Annotated in this window: 15 protein-coding genes and 1 pseudogene; 8 read left to right on the plus strand and 8 right to left on the minus strand. The window is 68.4% G+C overall.

Annotation, left to right across the window (positions count from 1 at the left end):
* Positions 1 to 300: 300 nt before the first annotated feature.
* The 3 genes from LR394_RS23800 to LR394_RS23810 form a co-directional block, all read right to left on the minus strand.
* On the minus strand, positions 301 to 1,143 hold the full coding sequence (locus LR394_RS23800; RefSeq protein WP_231445988.1) for a hypothetical protein: 843 nt from the start codon (positions 1,141 to 1,143) through the stop codon (positions 301 to 303).
* Entirely contained in the window at positions 1,116 to 1,439 is a 324-nt protein-coding gene (locus LR394_RS23805; RefSeq protein WP_231445995.1) for a hypothetical protein, read from the minus strand. Before LR394_RS23805 ends, LR394_RS23800 begins: the two co-directional genes overlap by 28 nt.
* Before the next feature lie 111 nt (positions 1,440 to 1,550).
* Complete coding sequence (locus LR394_RS23810; protein ID WP_231445997.1) at positions 1,551 to 2,423, minus strand: glycosyltransferase; 873 nt, start codon at positions 2,421 to 2,423, stop codon at positions 1,551 to 1,553.
* 796 nt (positions 2,424 to 3,219) lie between these two features.
* On the opposite strand from LR394_RS23810, the gene LR394_RS23815 reads away from it, so the two are divergent.
* Positions 3,220 to 3,480 (plus strand): IclR family transcriptional regulator, encoded by a 261-nt coding sequence (locus tag LR394_RS23815; protein WP_231445999.1) that lies wholly within the window; start codon positions 3,220 to 3,222, stop codon positions 3,478 to 3,480.
* Between the two features lie 61 nt (positions 3,481 to 3,541).
* Positions 3,542 to 4,299, plus strand: a pseudogene (locus tag LR394_RS23820) (SDR family oxidoreductase).
* A 286-nt stretch (positions 4,300 to 4,585) separates the two neighbouring features.
* Here the strand turns inward: LR394_RS23820 and LR394_RS23825 are convergent.
* Together LR394_RS23825 and LR394_RS23830 are read right to left on the minus strand one after the other, a co-directional pair.
* Positions 4,586 to 5,332 (minus strand): ANTAR domain-containing protein, encoded by a 747-nt coding sequence (locus tag LR394_RS23825; protein WP_231446001.1) that lies wholly within the window; start codon positions 5,330 to 5,332, stop codon positions 4,586 to 4,588.
* A gap of 755 nt (positions 5,333 to 6,087) precedes the next feature.
* Positions 6,088 to 7,377: an MFS transporter gene (locus LR394_RS23830; protein WP_231446003.1), complete on the minus strand. Its 1,290-nt coding sequence runs from the start codon at positions 7,375 to 7,377 to the stop codon at positions 6,088 to 6,090.
* A gap of 101 nt (positions 7,378 to 7,478) precedes the next feature.
* On the opposite strand from LR394_RS23830, the gene LR394_RS23835 reads away from it, so the two are divergent.
* Positions 7,479 to 7,805, plus strand: a complete 327-nt coding sequence (locus LR394_RS23835; RefSeq protein ID WP_231446005.1) for an ArsR/SmtB family transcription factor — start codon at positions 7,479 to 7,481, stop codon at positions 7,803 to 7,805.
* Positions 7,806 to 8,077: 272 nt separating this feature from the next.
* On the opposite strand, the gene LR394_RS23840 is transcribed toward LR394_RS23835, so the two are convergent.
* From LR394_RS23840 to LR394_RS23850, 3 genes are read right to left on the minus strand one after another with little or no spacing between them, the layout of a single operon-like run.
* Complete coding sequence (locus tag LR394_RS23840) at positions 8,078 to 8,788, minus strand: copper homeostasis protein CutC (RefSeq protein ID WP_231446007.1); 711 nt, start codon at positions 8,786 to 8,788, stop codon at positions 8,078 to 8,080.
* A complete protein-coding gene (locus LR394_RS43150) occupies positions 8,788 to 10,275 on the minus strand; it encodes a M81 family metallopeptidase (protein WP_231446009.1) in 1,488 nt (495 codons plus the stop codon). Before LR394_RS43150 ends, LR394_RS23840 begins: the two co-directional genes overlap by 1 nt.
* 24 nt (positions 10,276 to 10,299) lie before the next feature.
* Positions 10,300 to 11,475, minus strand: a complete 1,176-nt coding sequence (locus tag LR394_RS23850; protein WP_231446011.1) for an ROK family transcriptional regulator — start codon at positions 11,473 to 11,475, stop codon at positions 10,300 to 10,302.
* 223 nt (positions 11,476 to 11,698) lie between these two features.
* Here LR394_RS23850 and LR394_RS23855 point away from each other — a divergent pair, with 223 nt between their 5' ends.
* From LR394_RS23855 to LR394_RS23875, 5 genes are read left to right on the plus strand one after another with little or no spacing between them, the layout of a single operon-like run.
* Positions 11,699 to 13,522, plus strand: coding sequence for a peptide ABC transporter substrate-binding protein (locus LR394_RS23855; RefSeq protein ID WP_231446013.1), 1,824 nt, complete (start codon positions 11,699 to 11,701; stop codon positions 13,520 to 13,522).
* Positions 13,519 to 14,478 (plus strand): ABC transporter permease, encoded by a 960-nt coding sequence (locus LR394_RS23860; protein WP_231446015.1) that lies wholly within the window; start codon positions 13,519 to 13,521, stop codon positions 14,476 to 14,478. Before LR394_RS23855 ends, LR394_RS23860 begins: the two co-directional genes overlap by 4 nt.
* Positions 14,475 to 15,359 (plus strand): ABC transporter permease, encoded by an 885-nt coding sequence (locus tag LR394_RS23865; RefSeq protein ID WP_231446018.1) that lies wholly within the window; start codon positions 14,475 to 14,477, stop codon positions 15,357 to 15,359. Before LR394_RS23860 ends, LR394_RS23865 begins: the two co-directional genes overlap by 4 nt.
* Positions 15,356 to 17,005, plus strand: a complete 1,650-nt coding sequence (locus LR394_RS23870; protein ID WP_231446020.1) for an ABC transporter ATP-binding protein — start codon at positions 15,356 to 15,358, stop codon at positions 17,003 to 17,005. Before LR394_RS23865 ends, LR394_RS23870 begins: the two co-directional genes overlap by 4 nt.
* Entirely contained in the window at positions 17,002 to 17,943 is a 942-nt protein-coding gene (locus LR394_RS23875; protein ID WP_231446022.1) for an ROK family protein, read from the plus strand. Before LR394_RS23870 ends, LR394_RS23875 begins: the two co-directional genes overlap by 4 nt.
* Positions 17,944 to 17,949: the final 6 nt, after the last annotated feature.

Consider the following 17,949-nt stretch of genomic DNA (forward strand, 5'->3'; position numbering starts at 1 on the left):
CCGGCGCCAGTCCACTGGATTGACGGTGTCGATTCGGAGTTCGTTTCGATGGACGTCAGTCAACCCAGCGCCGAGTGGCAGCGCTGGGTCATGGAAGATCTCGATGTACTCGAAGATCGCCCTGGGCAACTCGATTCCGTCGGGGCCGAGGAACCCTGGAGAGCCCGGACGCCGGATCCGGCAGTTGCTGGATCTCGCGGATCGCCCGGGCTACGGTCCTCGGCTCGATCAGGAACACCAGAGGCCCTGATCGAGCCGAGGATTACCTGCGCAGCTTCCGATCAGCAGGCAGCGTCTGAGTCAGCCCAGGTATTCGAGTGAGAGGCGGGCCAGACGGCGGACGTCTGGTGAGGTGTCCTCTTCGGCCGCCCGCATCAGCGCCGGGTGGATCTCCTCCTGTCCCAGCCGCTTCTCTCCCAGCACACAGACTGCGTGCCGCCGGACCACGACGTGCTCGGAGCCGAGGGCGGCCAGCGCGATCGGGACCTCGTCGGGGGTGATGGTGCAGTAGGCGGCGCCCGGACGGAGTTCCTCGTGCAGAAGCCTTTCCAGCTCGGGCAGAGCCTGTTCGAGCTGGCGGTAGTCCAGGGGCAGGGTGACGACGGCGTGGTCACGGAAGCCGAGGTAGGGGGCAGCGACCGCGGCTGCCCGAACATCGTCGGGGACATTGACCACAAGGTCGAGGCGGCCCAGCCGGGACAGCGCCATGGCCGTCCACCGCTGGTCAGAGGTCTTCAGCCAGGGCAGGGCCGCGCTCAGCGCCTCGACGGCCTCCGGGTCGCCGAGGTCGGCCAGGATCTTCGCGGCCCGCCAGGCCTCGCCCGTACGGTGCAGGAGCGGTGTCACCGCTTCGCGGGCATCCCGGCCAAGCCCTCGCGGCAGCACCTCGGCCTCTTCGCCCTGGACCACTCCCTCCCAGGAGCCCAGTCGCGCTGCCAGCTCGAGCGCCCGTTCGGCCCGGGGCAGGGCCTGGAGGCGGGTGAGCTCGGAGGCGTGCTCTGCCAGTTCAGGAAACAGCTCGTCAACCTCCGACGCGGGCAGTACCTGCCGGATGAGCTCCTCCCAGAGCTCGTCGTCGAGCGTCAGCACCGGGAACCCGAGATCCAGACGAGCGCTCACACAGGCCCGGGCGAGAGTGTCCATGAATCGGCGGAAGGTTGCCTCCCAAGGACCTCAGCAGCCTCGAGTTCCCGCTCCCAGCGTGCGATCTCGTCGTCATTCAGCCACGGCACATCGCCGTCGGACCAGTCGTGCGGATTCCACTGGGCCTCGCCGAGGTCTTCCCACTCGGGACGGGTGACGACGCCGAACAGCGGGAATCGGATGACCGCGTCCTGTTCGCGGTAGACGAAGTACAGCGCCGCCGCGAACAGATCCCGCTCACCGACGGCGTCCACCATCGCGACATGAACGGCGTGCTCCAACTCGGCCCATTCCATGGGCCGAGCTTATCGGCGTAGGCTTCCTTGCCGGGCCACTGACCTCGTCACGTTCGGCAGCAGCGATGGCCGACGACATCGGCCCAGGTGGGCTCGGCGGGGTAGTGGTGATCAGGTCCTGGCGCTCGGGGTCAGAACCTTCGCGGTGCGATGACCAACATGCCAGCCGATCTTCCACAGGAGCGCCTCCGGATGCTGAGTCGCCCGCAGCAGCTTGAGGAAACGCGATCCGATGGAACGTGACGCGGGTACTGCCTCGCTGGTCGGCGTGTTCGCACCATACCGTTGTTCCAGGAGGGTGTACGCGCGCCCATATCCCAGCCCCTGAAGCCAGATCCCGGTCAGAGAAGTACGAAGTCGTACATGCACGATGGCCTGAGGCACGAAAGTCAGTTTCTTACCTGCCTTCTGGATGCGCCAACACAGGTCGGTGTCTTCGAGCGTTCCGACCGAGGGGTCAAACCCGCCGACCGACTGGAACACGTCGCGGCGTAGCGCCATGTTCCCCGCACCTGCGTGGGGCAGCCCTGGTCCGAAAGGTGATTCCTGGAGACCGGATTGCTGCTGAAGGGCGCGCGATCTTCTCGTTCGCGGTGAGTTCAGTTTGAGCGTCTCGAAACGTCCTGCAATAAAATCATTCTCCGTCAGGGCCGTGGAAATGGCCGAGAGCCAGGTCGGTGTGACCTCGTCATCTGCGTCGCAGAAGGCAAGGTAGTCGTACTGGGCGTAGGCGGCAGCGGCGTTGCGAGCCGGACCAGCACCCGGAGTTCGGGAGGAATCAATGATGCGAAGTTCCGGAAGGCGGCTTCGGAACCGTTCGGCCACAGCGCGTGAGGAGTCTGTTGATCCGTTGTCGCTGACGATGACTTCCCAGCGGCCCTCGTAGGTCTGCGCCGCCAGAGCCTCAAGCTGAAGCCATAGGGTGTTGGCGGCATTCCTGCAGGCAATGATCACGGTGATGGAGGGGACCATGGAGGTGCTCACGACGCATTCCTTTGCGATTCGATAGATCGGGAGCTGTTTTGGGGCAAGGGCTGGCCTGGCCGGGACGGGGGCAGCACGAAGTCGTCCGAGCGTCGACACGATTGCGCAACTGTGGATTCGGACAGTGCGTCCGACAATTCGCTCAGTTGTGCGGAGCCGGATGCGCTAAGGCGAAAAGTGTTTCATCCTTCCCGTTCAACCGGTGGAGGGATGGATCTCTCGCCCTGGCCTCCCGTGGTCGTCATGAGAACGAGGTGGTTGGCCCGCACTGCAGCATGCGTGACCAGCTTTTCCTGCATCATTTTTCCCGCGTCGCTAGCTATGGATGTTGTGAGGTAGCTGCAAGCCTGGCGGCAAATGAGGTGCTCCGGAAGGTCCTGAACAGGGAATACAACTTGCGTCGAGGTGTTTTCCGCCCATCGTGGCAGTGCCACCGGAACCGATCGGTCAAAAGTATCACCACGGAAAGACTGTCCAGCTGGCGGTCTCCTCCCTGCCGATGAATGGCCGCCGCGGCGACGGGACGGAAAGGTAACGAAGCTCTCCCTGGATTCGCACAACCTTTGTGGAAGGTGTCGGTGAGTGATTGTTTTTCGCTTGCCTCAATCCCACGACGAGAGGGGCGGATACCGGAAACGATTGATCACCCTGGCCTCGATCCCTCACGGGTGATCGCCGATCGGGAGATCGCCCCGTGGAACTTCAGGCTGCTCCTGGTCGCCGGCCTTAACACCCTTGTCTTCCGTCGATCGACGCACCGGCGGGTGGGGACGCCCCAAGACCGCTGCGGCCCCGGGTGACGGCCACTCCCTACCCGAACGGGCAGGCGGTCGCCTGGCCCTTCGTGGACGCCCTGGTGGACCGGGTGCACTGCACGGTCCACGTCGGCGCGGTCAATGGCGACGAGATCGTCTACCTGATCCGGGCGGACTCCGACATGCCGTACCGGATGCCCTCCCGGGTCGGACCACCGGCCCGGACCCCGAACACCATCACCACGCTGGCCGGGCTGCGCACCGAGACGGCCTGGATCCAGCAGCAGGGCTACACCCCCTGACCCCTCCGCGCCACCAGGAGAAGCCCGCCATGACGAACCCAGTCAGCACCCCACCGCCTACCTGGCCCGCAGCTTCAGCCTGGAGGGCAGGCTCGCGGTCGTGACCGGCGTCAGCAGGGGCATCGGACTGGCGATCGCGGAGCATTGGCCTCGGCCGGAGCCGACATCATCGGGGTCAGCAGAGACTTGCCGATGGGCGAGAGCGGGCCTCGCACCACCGTCGAAGGGGTGGGACGCAGCTTCACCCCGCTACGCGCTGACCTTTCGGCCCGGGACGCGGTGGCTGAACTCGCGGCCGACCTGGCCGGGCGCCAGGTCGACATCCTGGTCAACAACGGTGGCACGATCCGCCGGGCCCCCGTGGCGGCGCACTCCGACGACGACTTCGACTACGTGCTCAACGTGAATCTGCGATCGACGTTCGGGCTTTCCCGGGAGGTCGGGCGGACGATGCTCGATCGCGGCTCCGGCAAGATCGTCAATCTGGCGTCGATGCTCAGCTTTCAGGGTGGGGTCAACGTTCCCGGCTACACCTCGTCCAAGTCGGCGGTCGCCGGCCTGACGAAGGCGCTGGCGAACGAATGGGCCGGACAGGGCGTCAACGTCAACGCCGTGGCACCCGGCTACCTGACCACGGCCAACACCCACGACCTGCGGCAGGACTCGGAACGCAGCAAGGAGATCCTGGCCCGCATCCCGGCCACCCGCTGGGCCCGGGCCGAGGACATCGCCGGTGCGCTCCTGTTCCTCTGCTCAGGCGCCGCCGACTACATCAACGGCGTGGTCCTTCCCGTGGACGGAGGCTGGCTGGCCCGCTGAATCAAGCCCGCACCAGAGCACAGCAGCGAACGCAGGATCGGCCAGGTCTGCGTGGCGGGTCCGCAGGCGCAGACCTCACCACGACGTCCACTGTTGACGGGGTGAGGCTGGACGCCGGCTGTATGTGTAGGAGAGGGATGCGTCCGGCCCGGCCTGGCTGAGCAGGGCAAGGTGCCGCAGACAGAAGATGATGAGTGACGCAGCTACTGGAAGCGACACGTCCTGGATGAGGACGCAGACGCGTCAGCCTGATGGGATCCGGTGCAGGTCGCGCTGATCTGGGCGGTCAGTCACGGGGAACGCTCTGGCGGGCCGGGGCCTGAAGGCCGGAACCGACCAGCTGCTCGGCGACTTGGCGCAACTTGATGTTGGTGTCCATGCTCAGGCGCGACAGAACTGAGAAGGCCTCCTCGGCGTCGATCGAGAGCCGCTGCATCAGCATGCCCTTGGCCTGGCCGATGACATCACGGCTTTCCAGAGCCTCGTGCAGTTCCTGAATGTGCACGGCGTGGGCCCAGGCCTGGGCTGCCTGTGCCGCGAAGAGTTGCGAGACCTGCTGCTCTACTTCTCCGAAAGGGCTCTCGTGGCGCGAGTACAGGCTGAGTGCTCCCAAATTGCGGGTCGGTGTGGACAGGCGCAGACTCATCAGGCCGCGAAATCCCAGCTCATGTGCCTTCCTGGTGAAGGAGGGCCAGCGGTGCTTCACCCCCTCGTCCGCGAGGTCCGGCAAGACAAGGAGTTCTGCTTCTCCGGTCAGGATGACGGAGGCCGGCCCTTGTTCCTCCCAGCACGGCACGGCAGCAAGGTCGCCGACCTGGTGGATCGCCCGCGTCGATATGACGCTGGCGGCCTGTACACCGGGGACCAGCCGCGGCGCTGCTTCCACGATGGTGCGAACGGTGGGTTCCGGTTCGCCGCCCGCGTGCAGTAGCTGCGATGTGCGGATCAGGTTCTGCGCCAGATGATTCCAGGTGGGTAGGGGCGAGGGTGCAGTATTGCCGCCTGCCTCGGAGGCGGAGTCGTTGTCACTCATGGCGGTTCCGTAGGTCGTCGATCAGGTCATGACCGGGCAAGGCCCGGCGAAGGGCTTCGTCCTTCATTGGTTCTCACCGTGAGACGTGGTGACGGCATCGCCTGTCTGCAGGGTGCAAGAACGTCATGTCGGATCGGCCCAGAGGCCAGGGTGCGGCGGTTTGCTGGCGTGGAACCCGCAGGGTCCCAGTTACCTGGCAACGGCTCGCAGGGAACGAGGTGAGTCCTCAGCACCCTTCGGGCAGAGTCCGTCGCTGCTCGGATCCGTGGTCCCCGACGGGGGACGCGTTCACAGCAGCCGACGTGTCGGCGGGCGGAACGGATCGCCTCCGCGGTGGTGTCGACGGGCGTCCCGGCCGGGTGTTGCGCCGTCTCGAAGATCTGCTGAGTAACCGATCGAGTCACGGAAAAGGTCCGTGCACGCGAGCATCTCAACCACCTCCATGAAGGGGGTCCCGAGCGGAACTCGGTGACCACATCGCTTCGGCGTGTCTGCCACAGCAGGTGACACAGTCGGTGCCTGCTGAGGGCCGCGCCGATTTTTTAGCATCACTGGCCGGGAGCCGCAAGAGATGACGTCCTCGTGGTGGAGCGCAGCGCCCCGATCCTCGCGCCGTCAGGACAGCCGGTACGGAGTGGGGCCACCGAGGCATTCCAGCAGCGAGTCGGTGCGATGTAGAAGGCGTTCTGGCCGGCCTCGAGGGGTTGGCGCCTACCACGAGGTCACCAGAGGCCGACTGGAGTTCCGAAAGCGGGCTACCGCACCGGTTCGCTGACCGCTGCGGTCTCCGCGTCGTCTCCCATTGAAGAACTCTGCGGCGCCGAAGGCCGCAGCAGCGTGACCCGGGTGACCTGACCGCTCGCCGCCCGCCGGGCCCGCTGCTTGGACCCCACCGCGGTCAGCGCGAGAACGATCACCACCAGGCCGAATCCGGTGGTCGTGGGCCGCAGGCCGAACTGCGGTACGGCCAGTCCGGCCAGCACGGCGGCCCCTCCGAACGCGAGGTAGCTGGGTACGTAGACCGCCGACATGAGCTCGGCCCGTTCGTGCGGCTGCACCAGCTGCGTCACCGAACCGACCGCGCCCACGAAGCCCGCCCCGAAACCGATTCCGGTCAGGGCCAGGCCGACGAAGAAGACTGCGATCGTGGTGCTGGCGATCGCGACCAGTAGCACCACCATCCCGATGACCAGCACCCACGATGCCGCGAGCATGGTCCAGCGGGCAGGGCGTCCGCGCACCAGGAAGGCCGCGAGCGATCCGGTTCCGGCCATCGCCGTCACCACCACGCCCCCGATCACGTGGTTGTGCACCCCGAAGACAGAGGCCGCCAGGGATCCGCCCAGTGAGAGGATCAGTCCGCCAATGGCCCAGGTCGCGATGATCACCGGCAGCGCGCTGCGGAAGGCGGCCCGGGCGTTGGGCGGGACCTTCGCGGTGGGCCGCAGACTGGCGAGCGCTCCGGGCCGGCGACCGTCGCCGCGGGGCAGCACGACCGCGATCGCGGCCAGCAGGATCAGCAGCAAGACGGCCAGTACCTCGTAGACGAGGGTGGTCGGGCGTGGCGCGAACTCCACCAGCACTCCCGAGAGCAGCGCGCCGGCCGCGAGCCCGAACGTCGGCGAGGCGACGTTGAGTCCGGCGGCCAGCGACGGACGATCGGCCGGGGCCAGATCGCCGAGGGCGGCGCTGAGGGCCCCAAGCCCGACGCCGGTGGCGACGCCCTGCAGGGCGCGGGCCACGATGAGCCCGGCCACACCGTTCGCCAGCAGGAACGCGCCCATCGAGGCGAGCGCGAGTAGCAGCGAGATGAGGATCATCGGGCGGCGCCCGACGAAGTCGGACAGGCCCCCGACCACGAGCAGGGTGATCAGCAGGGCGATGGCGTAGAGGGCGAAGACCAGCGTCAGGGTGGGCGCTCCGAAGTGCCATTGCTGCTGGTAGACCACGTAAAGGGGCGATGGGGCGCTGGCGGCGGCGAGGAACACCACCGAGGTCAGGGCGACCAGCCAGAATCCGGCCGCCCGACGCGAATGCGTGAACATCGGGCCCTCCAAGAAGGTTCGACTGAAATGGAACTGTCGAAGAGTAGGCCTAGGTTCCAGAAAAGTCGAACGATTGGTCCGGCCGGGGTTATGGTGGTCGCATGAGCAGCACGTACTGGCATCCCGACGTCGCGGAGCTGAGCCTGCCGTCAGTCCTTTTCGCCCTGAGCGACCCGGTTCGCCTGGAGATCGTGGGTCAGCTGGCGGCCTGGCGCGACGGTGAGGTGCCGCTCGTGTGCGCGTCGGTGGGGCCGGACATGCCGAAGTCCACGCGGTCGCACCACCTGAAGGTGCTGCGCGAGGCTGGGGTCACCCGGTCGGTGCAGAGCGGTCGCGAACGCCAGCTGTCGCTGCGGCGCGACGAACTCGACGAGCGCTGGCCCGGCCTGCTGTCCGCGGTACTCGCCGGGGTGCCGTCACCCGCCTGATTTTGGGGTGCTTCTGGCTCAGGATCTTGTGGCGCGTGTCGAGCGAGCTGTTGCGCTGTACGGGTCGGCCCGTCCCCGAAGTCGAACTGCGAGAACGACTCACGGGACTACGGCTGGATCCTTACCATGACCTCGGTCTTCGGATCGAGCCGATCACATCCAGTTCTGCCGGCCTGCTGGCCGAGAACGGGCACGACCGACCGGGCTCCCGCGCAAGTTCAGTGACTTCGTCGGGTGAGCCCGGCCGGCGCGTCGAACGAGCGTGTGCCTGGTCAGATCGCGGCTCGGGCTGCGACCACCAGATCCGGGTCGGTCTCCCAGTGGCTCGCGTCGTCCGCAACTCCCAGGGCGACACGTGAGCCGGTGTGGGCTGGATGCACGATCTTCTTGGCGGAAAGGTGCACTCCTTCTACCCCGGCAGAGCGCAGAGCGGGGAAGTCGGCGATCTGAACACCGCCACCGGCGGTGATTCCGAGGCCGGGGGCGGCTTGGCGCATCTGCTCCAGGACCGCGACGCCCTCTCCGGCACGAGCCGCGCCCCCGGAGCTCAGCACCCGAGCGACCCCGGCGTCGGCTAGGCAGCGGGCAGCGGCTACCGGGTCGGCGGCCTGGTCGACGGCTCGGTGAAAGGTGACCTCCACACGCCCGGAGACCGCGCCTACCCAGTGCGAGAGCACGGCTTCGTCGACCACGTGATCCGACGTGAGGGCGCCGATCACTACTCCGGCGACCCCCGCGTCCATCATTCGGGAGATGTCGGCGGCCTGTACGGCCACCTCGTCGGGCGTGTAGACGAAATTGCCTGGGCGGCTGCGGATCAGAACGTGAACCGGCAGCCCGATGGCGACCACGGCGTCTACCATTGCGGCTGAGGGGGTGAGCCCGCCGAGCTCCAGTGCGGTGCAGAGCTCTACCCGGTCGGCGCCCTGCTGAGCGGCGATCCGGGCACCGGCCACTCCGGTGACCGCGATCTCCAGCTGCATTACTGCTGCACCTCCGAAAGCGGCTGGTTGCTGGCCGGAATCAGCCGGGGGTGCAGATCAGGGGTCGGTGCGTCGGCGTCGTAGGGGTACATCGGGCGCTCGATACGCTGGTGCCCCAGGCGCAGCAGGTCCTGGTCGACGCCGCCGGGGGTAAGGGCGAGCAGCCAGTCCGAGGCCATGTCGAACAGTTCCGGTTCCAGGTAGCCGATCTTGACGAAAACGATGTCGGCCGAGCGGGGATCGAGCCCAAGGTCGGTGAAGTCGTGCTCGTGGTGATACGGCTTGCGCCGGCGGGTGAGAATGACGCTGACCGCGCCGCATTTCACGACAACCTCGATCTCGGCGTCCCGGTCGCCGTGGCGCACCGCAGTGACCACACCCTCGAGCGTGACCGGGCCGGCGTGCCGGTCGTCCACCCGGGCTCCAGCTTCGAGACGCACGTGGGCACCAACGCCTGCAGCGGCTGCGGCGTCGGCGGCCTCCAGGTCCGGGATCGACGCGTAAATCACCGTACGGCCGGCCAGATCGGTGCGCTCCAGCACCTTTTCCAGGGTCCAGGTCACATCGCCGGCGCCGCCGGCGGTCGGGTTGTCTCCGCTGTCGCTGATGAAGAACGGCCGGGCGGGGGAGGCGAGTGCCGCGTCCAGGCATTCGTTCAGGTCGCCGGTGGGGGCCACGAACTCGAACTGCTCGCGGACCCGCCAGAAGTGCTCGGCGAGTGAGCGGGCTCCGGCGACCACCGCGTCCTCGTCGTCACCGGTGACCACGACGGCGGCCTGGTTGCGGGGCTCGTCGGCCCAGGCGTACCCGACCCAGATGGCCGCGTCGAGCACACCTTCGCCTGCCTCGACGACCGGCACCTGGGCGTAGAGCCCGGCGGCGGGTTCCATCCGGGTGCTGGTCTTCTCGCCCGGCAGCAGCACCGGCACGGGTACCCAGGCCTTCAGCGGGCGGGCCCGCTCCGGGTCTCCGTTCAGTCGCTCGAGCAGGTTGCGCACGGCCCGCTCGCGGGTCTGCACGACATCGACGTGCGGGGCCGTGCGGTAGCAGGTGATCAGGTCGCTGAGGTGGACCAGGTCACGGGAGACGTTGCCGTGCAGATCCATCGAGGTGGAGACCAGCGGCTTCGTCCCGATCACCTCGCGGATCCGGCGCAGCAGCACCACTTCGGGGTCGTCCATGCCCTCGACGCTCATCGCGCCGTGGATGTCGAAGTACAGGCCGTCCAGGGGGCCGGCCTGCTTCAGCAGCTGCACGATCTCGCTGGTGAGTTCCTCGAAGCCGGCGGCGGTGACCACTCCGCCGGGCAGCGCGCGGCCGACCAGGGCGGGCTTGAAGTCCGCGGCGTACTCGGGCAGGAAGCTGTAGGACGAGAGCAGGGTGTCGCCGCGCATCGGGTGGAAGGCAGCGGCCTCGGTGCGGGCGGGTGAGAAGGTGCTGGACTCGATGGCCAGGCCGGCGATCGCGATCCGGGGGAGCTGTGACACGAAAGTGGTTCCTTATTCTCAGTTCTACGGGTTCTCGGTGGTCAGGGCGTGGGTCACGGCTGCGCTGAGGGCGGCCTGGGCGGCGCCGACCAGCCCGGCGTCGGCGCCCAGGCTGACCTGTTCGATCACCAGGCGCTGGGTGGCCAGGGGATGGCAGGACTCGTACAGCTGGCTGCGGACCGCGGCGACAAAGGGTTCCAGCGTGGACATCACGCCGCCGAGGTAGACCGCGTCGGGGTTGAAGAAGCTGACGTTGGCGGCCAGCACCTCGCCCAGCGCGCGCCCGGCGTTGCGCACCAGCAGACCGGCCTCGGGGTGGAAGGCGCGCACCAGGGCCACCACGTCGGCCGCGTTGTGCGCCTGCACGCCCCGATCGCGCAGCAGCCGGGCCAGCGCGGCACCGGAGGCGACCGTCTCCAGGCAGCCGGTGTTGCCGCAACCGCAAGGGGTTTGGCCGGCGCTGGTGACCCGGACGTGGGTGATGTCTCCCGCCGCGCCGGTGGCACCCTGGTAGAGGCTGCCGTCGATCACGATGCCTGCGCCGATCGCCGAGCCCGCCTTGACCGTGACCGACTGCCGACGGGCCGGGTCCTGCACGGAATGTTCGCCCAGAGCCATGAAGTTGGCGTCGTTGCCGACCGCGACCGGCAGTTCGAGCCGCTCGGTGAGCCAGTCACGTACCCGGAACCCGTCCCAGCCGGGCATCCGTGAGGGGGAGTCGGCGAATCCGCCCGGCACGTCGACCGGCCCGGGCAGGGCGATCCCGACCGCCTGGGGCACTCCCGGCCGATCGGTCAGTGTGGACAGTTCGCTCACCAGCCGCTCCAGGCTCACCTGAGGCCCCTGGGTGATGTCCAGGGCGATGGTGCGCGCGTCGGTGAGCTCGGCGCCCGGCCCGACCGTGCCGATCCGGGCGTGGCTGCCGCCGAGGTCGGCGACCAGTGCATAACGGTCACCGCCGCCGGGGCGCAGGATCTTGCGTGGCCGGCCGCCGGTCGAGGCGCCGGTGCCCTCCTCGGTGATCAGGCCCTGCTCGAGCAGGGCCTGCACGGCCACCGAGATGGTCGAGGGCGCCGCCTTCAGCTGCCGGGACAGCTCGGCCCGCGAGGTGGCCCGGCCGCTCACCACGAGCTTCAGCACCTGGGCCGACATCGGCCCGCGCTGTCCCGGGCCCCGCCGGGACGTTCGACTCACCGTCATCGAAAAAAGTCGTTCCCTTCCTTCGGTGACCAGCGCCACACCCGTTCGGGGCGGTGCCGGACACGCCTGCACGGCCGTCGTCTGAGCACATGATGCCTGCTTATGGTGTGGCGATGAGTTTTTTCAACGTCGACGAAACTTTTCTTTACTTCGTTCTTCTTTTTTCGGCGGGCTGCGAGCAGTTGACTGAGCCCGTCGCAAGCCGTAAGTCCTGAGGAGAGTCATGTTCGGAGCAGCAGCTTCCCCGTTCCGCCGCCGCGTGCTGCCGGTGAGCGCCGCCCTGGTCGCAGCGGGCGTCGTGCTCGCCGGCTGCAGCGGGTCCGGTGACGAGGGTTCGTCCGGTTCGAACTCCTCGAAGACGAGCGTCAACTACGCGCTGCCGCCGAACACCACACCCAACTGGATCCTGCCGCTGAGCACGGCCGGGCACATGAACACGAACAACATCTCGATCGCCAACTCGCTGTGGCCGCAGCTGATCTCCTACGACGGCTCGACCGGGTCGATCGCCTGGAACAAGGAGTCCAGCCTGGCCTCCGAGGCGGTGTTCGCCGACGACGCCAAGAGCGTCACGATCACCCTGGCCGAGCGCACCTGGAGCGACGGCACCCCGGTCACCTCCCGGGACGTGGAGTTCTGGTACAACCTGGTCACCGTCAACAAGGCCGACTGGGCGCCGTACACCGAGGGCAAGGCCCCGGACAACTTCACCGGCTTCGAGACGGTCGACGAGCAGACCTTCACGATCACCTTCGACAAGGCCTACAACACCGAGTGGATGCTGGCCAACCAGCTCACCAAGATCAACCCGCTGCCGCACCACGCCTGGGCCAAGGACAGCGACGACGCCGAGACCGGCGACGAGGACCGGGACGCCGCCGGTGCCAAGAAGATCTGGGACTACCTGATCTCCAAGGCCGAGGACATGGACGGCTACGCCACCGACGAGATCTGGAAGACGGTCAGCGGCCCGTACACGATCAGCTCGTTCGACTCCAACGGCAAGGTCGTCCTGGAGGCCAACGCCAAGTACGACGGCGCCGCCGCCCCGGCGATCAAGACCGTCAACCTGCTGCCGTTCACCAGCTCCGCCGCCGCCACCAACGCGGTGCGCAGCGGTCAGGTCGACTACGGCTACATCAGCGCCTCGGACATGGACCAGGAAGCCCGGTTCACCCAGCTCGGCTACGAGGTGCAGCCCTGGTCCGGCTGGTCGATCACCTACATGCCGTACAACTTCAACAACCCCACGATGGGCAAGGTCTTCGCCCAGCCCTACGCCCGCCAGGCGATCCAGCGCTCGATCGACCAGACCAGCCTGTCCGAGGTGATCTGGTCCGGCACCGCCTCACCGCTGTACGGCCCGGTGCCGCAGGGCCAGGAATCGGACTTCATCTCCGACGAGCAGAAGGCCAACCCCTACCCGTTCGACACCACCGCCGCCCAGAAGCTGCTCACCGACAACGGCTGGGAGATCGGCAGCGACGGCATCGCGGTCTGCGCCGACGCCGGCTCCGCCGCGGGCCAGTGCGGTGAGGGCGTCGAGGCCGGCACCAAGTTCGAGATGAAGGTGCTCGCCCAGAGCGGCTCCGAGGTCACCGACAACATGATGGCGGCGATCAAGTCCGACCTGGCCAAGACCGGCATCGGCTTCACCGTCGAGAGCGCCCCGGTGAACACCGTGCTCAGCCGCACCGGCCAGTGCGAGCCCAGCGACTCCGCCTGCGACTGGCAGCTGTCCTTCTTCGGCACGGCCGGCAGCTGGTACTTCCCGGCCTACCCGACCGGTGAGTCGCTGTTCGCCTCGGACGGCGGCTCCAACTTCGGCTCGTACGACAACGCCGAGGTCGACGAACTGATCGACGCCACCACCTCCTCCGCCGACCCGGACGCGATCAAGCAGTACAGCGCCGCGCTGGCCGCGGACCTGCCGGTGATCTGGCTGCCCAGCCCGGACTACCAGGTCTCGGTGGTGAAGAAGGGGCTGACCGGGTTCAGCCAGGACAGCCTGGCCAACTTCCACCCGGCCACATGGAGCTGGTCGTGACCTGGCCCTCGTTCCTCATCCGGCGCCTGCTCCAGGCGCTGGTGGTGATCCTGCTGATCACGGTCGTGGTCTTCGGGCTGCTGCACTCGCTGCCCGGAGGCCCCGCCCGGGGCATCCTGGGGGCCCAGGCCACGCCCGATCAGATCGCCGCGTTCAACGCCGAGCAGGGCCTGGACCAGCCGGTGCCGGCCCAGTACCTGGCGTACCTGGGTGACCTGGTCACCGGCGACCTGGGCGAGTCCTACACGCTGAACTCCTCGGTCTCCGGCCTGATCACCGAACGGCTGCCGAAGACCCTGGTGATCACCGCCGGCTCGGGCCTGCTGGCGCTGCTGGTGGGCATCCCGCTGGGGATGTGGCAGGCGGCCCGGCGCAATCGCCTGGCCGACCAGGTGATCACCGGCGTGAGCATGATCGCCTACTCCACCCCGGCGTTCTTCCTGGGCCTGCTGCTGATCATCGCGTTCAGCCTGAATCTGCCCTGGTTCCCGTCCCAGGCCCCGCAGGGGGCCTCGGCCGGGGCCGTGCTGGCCGAGCCGGCCGGGCTGGTCCTGCCGATCCTGACCGGCGCCGCCGCGATGATCGCGGTGTTCAGCCGTTACATGCGCGGCGCCACGCTGGACAACCTGAACCAGGACTACGTGCGCACCGCCCGCGCGGGCGGTACCGGCGGCTCCCGGCTGCTGTGGGGGCACGTCCTGCGTAACTCGCTGACCCCGGTGGTGGCGATGGCCGGCTACTACGTGCCGGTCGCCTTCGGCGGCGCCCTGGTGGTGGAGCAGTTGTTCAACTATCCGGGCATGGGCCTGCTGTTCTGGAGTGCGGCCCAGTCGTCCGACTTCCCGGTGCTGCTCGGCTGCATCCTGGTGATCTCCGTGGCGACGGTCGTGGGCACCCTGCTCGCCGACATCGCCCAGGCCCTGATCGACCCGCGGGTAAAGGTGGGGCAGTCATGAGCGTTCCGATTCCCGAACTCACCGCAGACCCGGCCACCCGCACCGAGTTCTCCCGGGCGGTGCGCCGGTTCACCCGTAACCGGCTGGCCGTGGCCGGGGTGATCGTGGTGCTGGCGCTGGCCGCGCTGAGCTTCCTTGGTCCGCTGGTCCACTCCACCGACCAAGTGCACACCGACCTGACCCAGGTGAATCTCAGCCCGGGCAGCGGGCATCCACTGGGCACCGACGCGGTCGGCTTCGACCAGCTCGGGCGGCTGATGCTCGGCGGGCAGCTCTCGCTCATGGTCGGCGTCTGCGCCGGGATCCTGGCGATGCTGCTGGGCACGGTCTGGGGCGCGGTGGCCGGCTACGCCGGTGGCTGGGTGGACACCGTGATGATGCGGATCGTCGATGCCGGCATCGCGATTCCCGCCCTGCTGCTCCTCCTGATCGTCTCGGCGATCTGGACGCCCGGAACCCTGGGCCTGATCGTGATTCTCGGCCTGGTCTCCTGGCTGGTGCCCTCACGTCTGGTCCGGGCCGAGACGCTGACCCTGGCCAGCCGCGACTACGTGCTCACCATGCGGGCGATGGGCGGCGGGCACACCCGGGCGATCGGCAGGCACATCCTGCCCAACAGCCTCAGCACCATCGTGGTGGCGGCGACCTTCCAGATTGCGGACGCGATCCTGCTGGTTGCGTACGTCAGTTACCTCGGTCTCGGGGTCCAGTCCCCGGACACCGACTGGGGCGGCATGCTCAGCCAGGGTCTGGACGCGGCGTTCAGCGGCCGCTGGTGGCTGATCGCCCCGCCCGGCATCGCGATCATCCTGGTGGTCTGCGCGTTCAACGCGATCGGCGACGGGCTGCGCGACGCATTCGAGATCGGAGGACGGCGATGAGCCCGGCCGAGAACGTCCTGGAGATCGAGAATCTCAACGTCGTCTTCGGCGGCGAGGACCACGAGGTCACCGCGGTCGAGTCGGTGAGCCTGAGCCTGCGCGCCGGTGAGGCCCTGGCCCTGGTCGGCGAGTCCGGCTCGGGCAAGAGCACGGTCGGCTTCGCCACCATCGGCCTGCTGCCGGGCAACGCCCGCACCACCGGCCGGATCATGGTCGGCGGGACCGAGACCACCGGCGCCGACGAGAAGGCCATGCGGGCGCTGCGCGGTAACGAGATCGGCATGGTGTTCCAGGAGCCGGCCACCGCGCTGAACCCGCTGCGGCGGGTCGGCGATCAGATCGCCGAGGTGATCCGCAACCACCGCGAGGTCACCCGGGCCCAGGCCCGGGCCGAAGCAGTGCAACTGCTGGAGCGGGTGGGTATCCCGCAGCCGCAGACCCGCAGCCGGGCGTTCCCGTTCCAGCTCTCCGGCGGGCAGCGGCAGCGGGTGGTGATCGCGATGGCGATCGCCAACCGGCCCAGGCTGCTGATCGCCGACGAGCCGACCACCGCGCTCGACGTCACCGTGCAGGCCGAGATCCTCGACCTGCTGCGCGACCTGGCCAAGGACTCGGGCACCGGGGTCCTGCTGATCACCCACAACATGGGCGTGGTGGCCGACTTCGCCGACACCGTGGCGGTGATGCACCAGGGCCGGATCGTCGAGACCGGAACCGTCCGCAAGGTGCTCACCGACCCGGCCGCCGCCTACACCCAGAAGCTGCTCGCCGCCGTCCCCCGTTTGCGCACTGAGGCATCCGACGAGATCCGGCCGAGCAAGCCGGAAACCGAGGCAGTGCTCAGCGTCGAGAAGCTGAACGTCGTCTACGGCCGGGGCCCCGGCGCCGTGCACGCCCTGAAGGATGTCTCGTTCACCGTGCGGGCTGGGCAGACCCTCGGCATCGTCGGCGAATCCGGTTCCGGCAAGTCCACCGCGGCCCGCGTGGCCCTGGGACTGATCAAACCCCGCTCCGGCTCGGTCGAACTGTTCGGCCAGGAGCTGAGGGCCGGACGAGGTGGGCGCGCGCTCCGGGCCGGGATCGGTGTGGTGCTTCAGGACCCGGCCTCGTCGCTGGATCCACGGATGACGGTGGCCCAGGCGATCGCCGAACCGCTGCACATCCATCGCCGCAGCCTGTCCCGTTCAGACCTGGACACGGCCGTGAAAGAGGCTCTGGAGCAAGTCAACCTGGCACCCTCCCTGGCCTCACGAGCCCCGCAGGAGCTGTCCGGAGGCCAGCGCCAGCGGGTGAGCCTGGCCCGGGCGCTGATCCTCAAACCGCGGCTGCTGATCGCCGACGAGCCGACCAGCGCACTCGACGTGAGTGTTCAGCAGAGTGTGCTCGAGGTGGTCGCCGAGCTTCAGGCAGAACTGGGCTTCGCCTGCGTGTTCGTCTCGCACGACCTGGCCGTGGTGCAGCGGGTCGCGCAGCAGGTCCTGGTGATGCGGTCCGGCGAGGTGGTCGAGACCGGGCCGACCGAGCGCACCCTGTTGTACCCCGAGACCGACTACACCAGAAGACTTCTGGATGCGGTGCCGGTGCCGGACCCGGATCAGCAGAAGATCCGGCGTCAGGCCCGGCTGACTCTCGCGGCCGGGGCGTGATCGCCCTGGAACACGAAAACGACCTGGTGGCCGGGATCGACATCGGCGGTACCTCGATCAAGGCCGTGCTCTGCTCGGGAGAGGATCTTTCGGTGCTGGCCCGGGCCTCTGCCCCTACCCCCAGGGGCGGGCAGGCCATGATCGACACCTCCGCCGGGCTGATCCGATCGTTGACCGGGAACACCGAGGGGCGCTTGGTGGCTGCTGGTCTGGGCGCGGCCGGGGTGATCGACCGGTCGACCGGAACCGTGGTCGCGGCCAGTGACTCGTTCAGCGGCTGGACCGGATTCCCCGCCGGCCAGGCCCTGAGGGATGCGCTCGGCGTGCCGGTCCGGGTGGACAACGACGTGAATGCCTTCATCCGTGGTGAGGTCCGGGCCGGTGCTGCTGTGGGCGCCCGCCATGCGCTGGGCATCATGCTCGGTACAGGCGTCGGCGGGGCGCTGTGGCTGGACGGCGAACTGTACGAAGGGCTCAGCGGCGCAGCCGGCGAGATCGGGCACCTGCCCGGCTACGGGGATCTGCCCTGCACCTGCGGCGGCACCGGCCACCTGGAGACCCTGGCCTCCGGCCGATCGATCAGCGCACGCTACCGGGAGCTCTCGGCCAGTTCTCCGGTGACCTCGCAAGAGGTGGCACTCCGGGCCCGGCAGGGTGACCCGCACGCGCTGAGCGTGTTCCGCACCGCCGGGCAGGCTTTGGGTCATGCGGTACTGGTCGGTCTCGGGCTGCTCGGGCTCGGCACGGTGGTGGTGGGCGGTGGCGTGGCCCGGGCCTGGGACCTGCTCGGGCCGGCGATCGAGGCCGAGGTGCGCCGCGAACCGCCCGTCAGCGGTATCCCGGTGCACGTCGTGCCTGGGAAACTCGACGCCGACGCGGTGGCTCTCGGCGCGGCGGCGCAGTTCAGTTCTGATGGTTCAGCGCTGGCGAACGCCTGACCCGCC

The sequence above is a fragment of the Kineosporia babensis genome (assembly GCF_021129305.1).
Lineage (GTDB): Bacteria > Actinomycetota > Actinomycetes > Actinomycetales > Kineosporiaceae > Kineosporia > Kineosporia babensis.

What these genes read in the sequence shown, in the direction of transcription:
- LR394_RS23835 (WP_231446005.1), top strand. Translation starts at nt 7,479, where the DNA reads ATGAGCAGCACGTACTGGCATCCCGACGTCGCGGAGCTGAGCCTGCCG.
- LR394_RS23865 (WP_231446018.1), top strand. Translation starts at nt 14,475, where the DNA reads ATGAGCGTTCCGATTCCCGAACTCACCGCAGACCCGGCCACCCGCACC.
- LR394_RS23800 (WP_231445988.1), bottom strand. Translation starts at nt 1,143, where the DNA reads ATGGACACTCTCGCCCGGGCCTGTGTGAGCGCTCGTCTGGATCTCGGG.
- LR394_RS23870 (WP_231446020.1), top strand. Translation starts at nt 15,356, where the DNA reads ATGAGCCCGGCCGAGAACGTCCTGGAGATCGAGAATCTCAACGTCGTC.
- LR394_RS23830 (WP_231446003.1), bottom strand. Translation starts at nt 7,377, where the DNA reads ATGTTCACGCATTCGCGTCGGGCGGCCGGATTCTGGCTGGTCGCCCTG.
- LR394_RS23850 (WP_231446011.1), bottom strand. Translation starts at nt 11,475, where the DNA reads ATGACGGTGAGTCGAACGTCCCGGCGGGGCCCGGGACAGCGCGGGCCG.
- LR394_RS23825 (WP_231446001.1), bottom strand. Translation starts at nt 5,332, where the DNA reads ATGAGTGACAACGACTCCGCCTCCGAGGCAGGCGGCAATACTGCACCC.
- LR394_RS23805 (WP_231445995.1), bottom strand. Translation starts at nt 1,439, where the DNA reads ATGGAATGGGCCGAGTTGGAGCACGCCGTTCATGTCGCGATGGTGGAC.
- LR394_RS23840 (WP_231446007.1), bottom strand. Translation starts at nt 8,788, where the DNA reads ATGCAGCTGGAGATCGCGGTCACCGGAGTGGCCGGTGCCCGGATCGCC.
- LR394_RS23855 (WP_231446013.1), top strand. Translation starts at nt 11,699, where the DNA reads ATGTTCGGAGCAGCAGCTTCCCCGTTCCGCCGCCGCGTGCTGCCGGTG.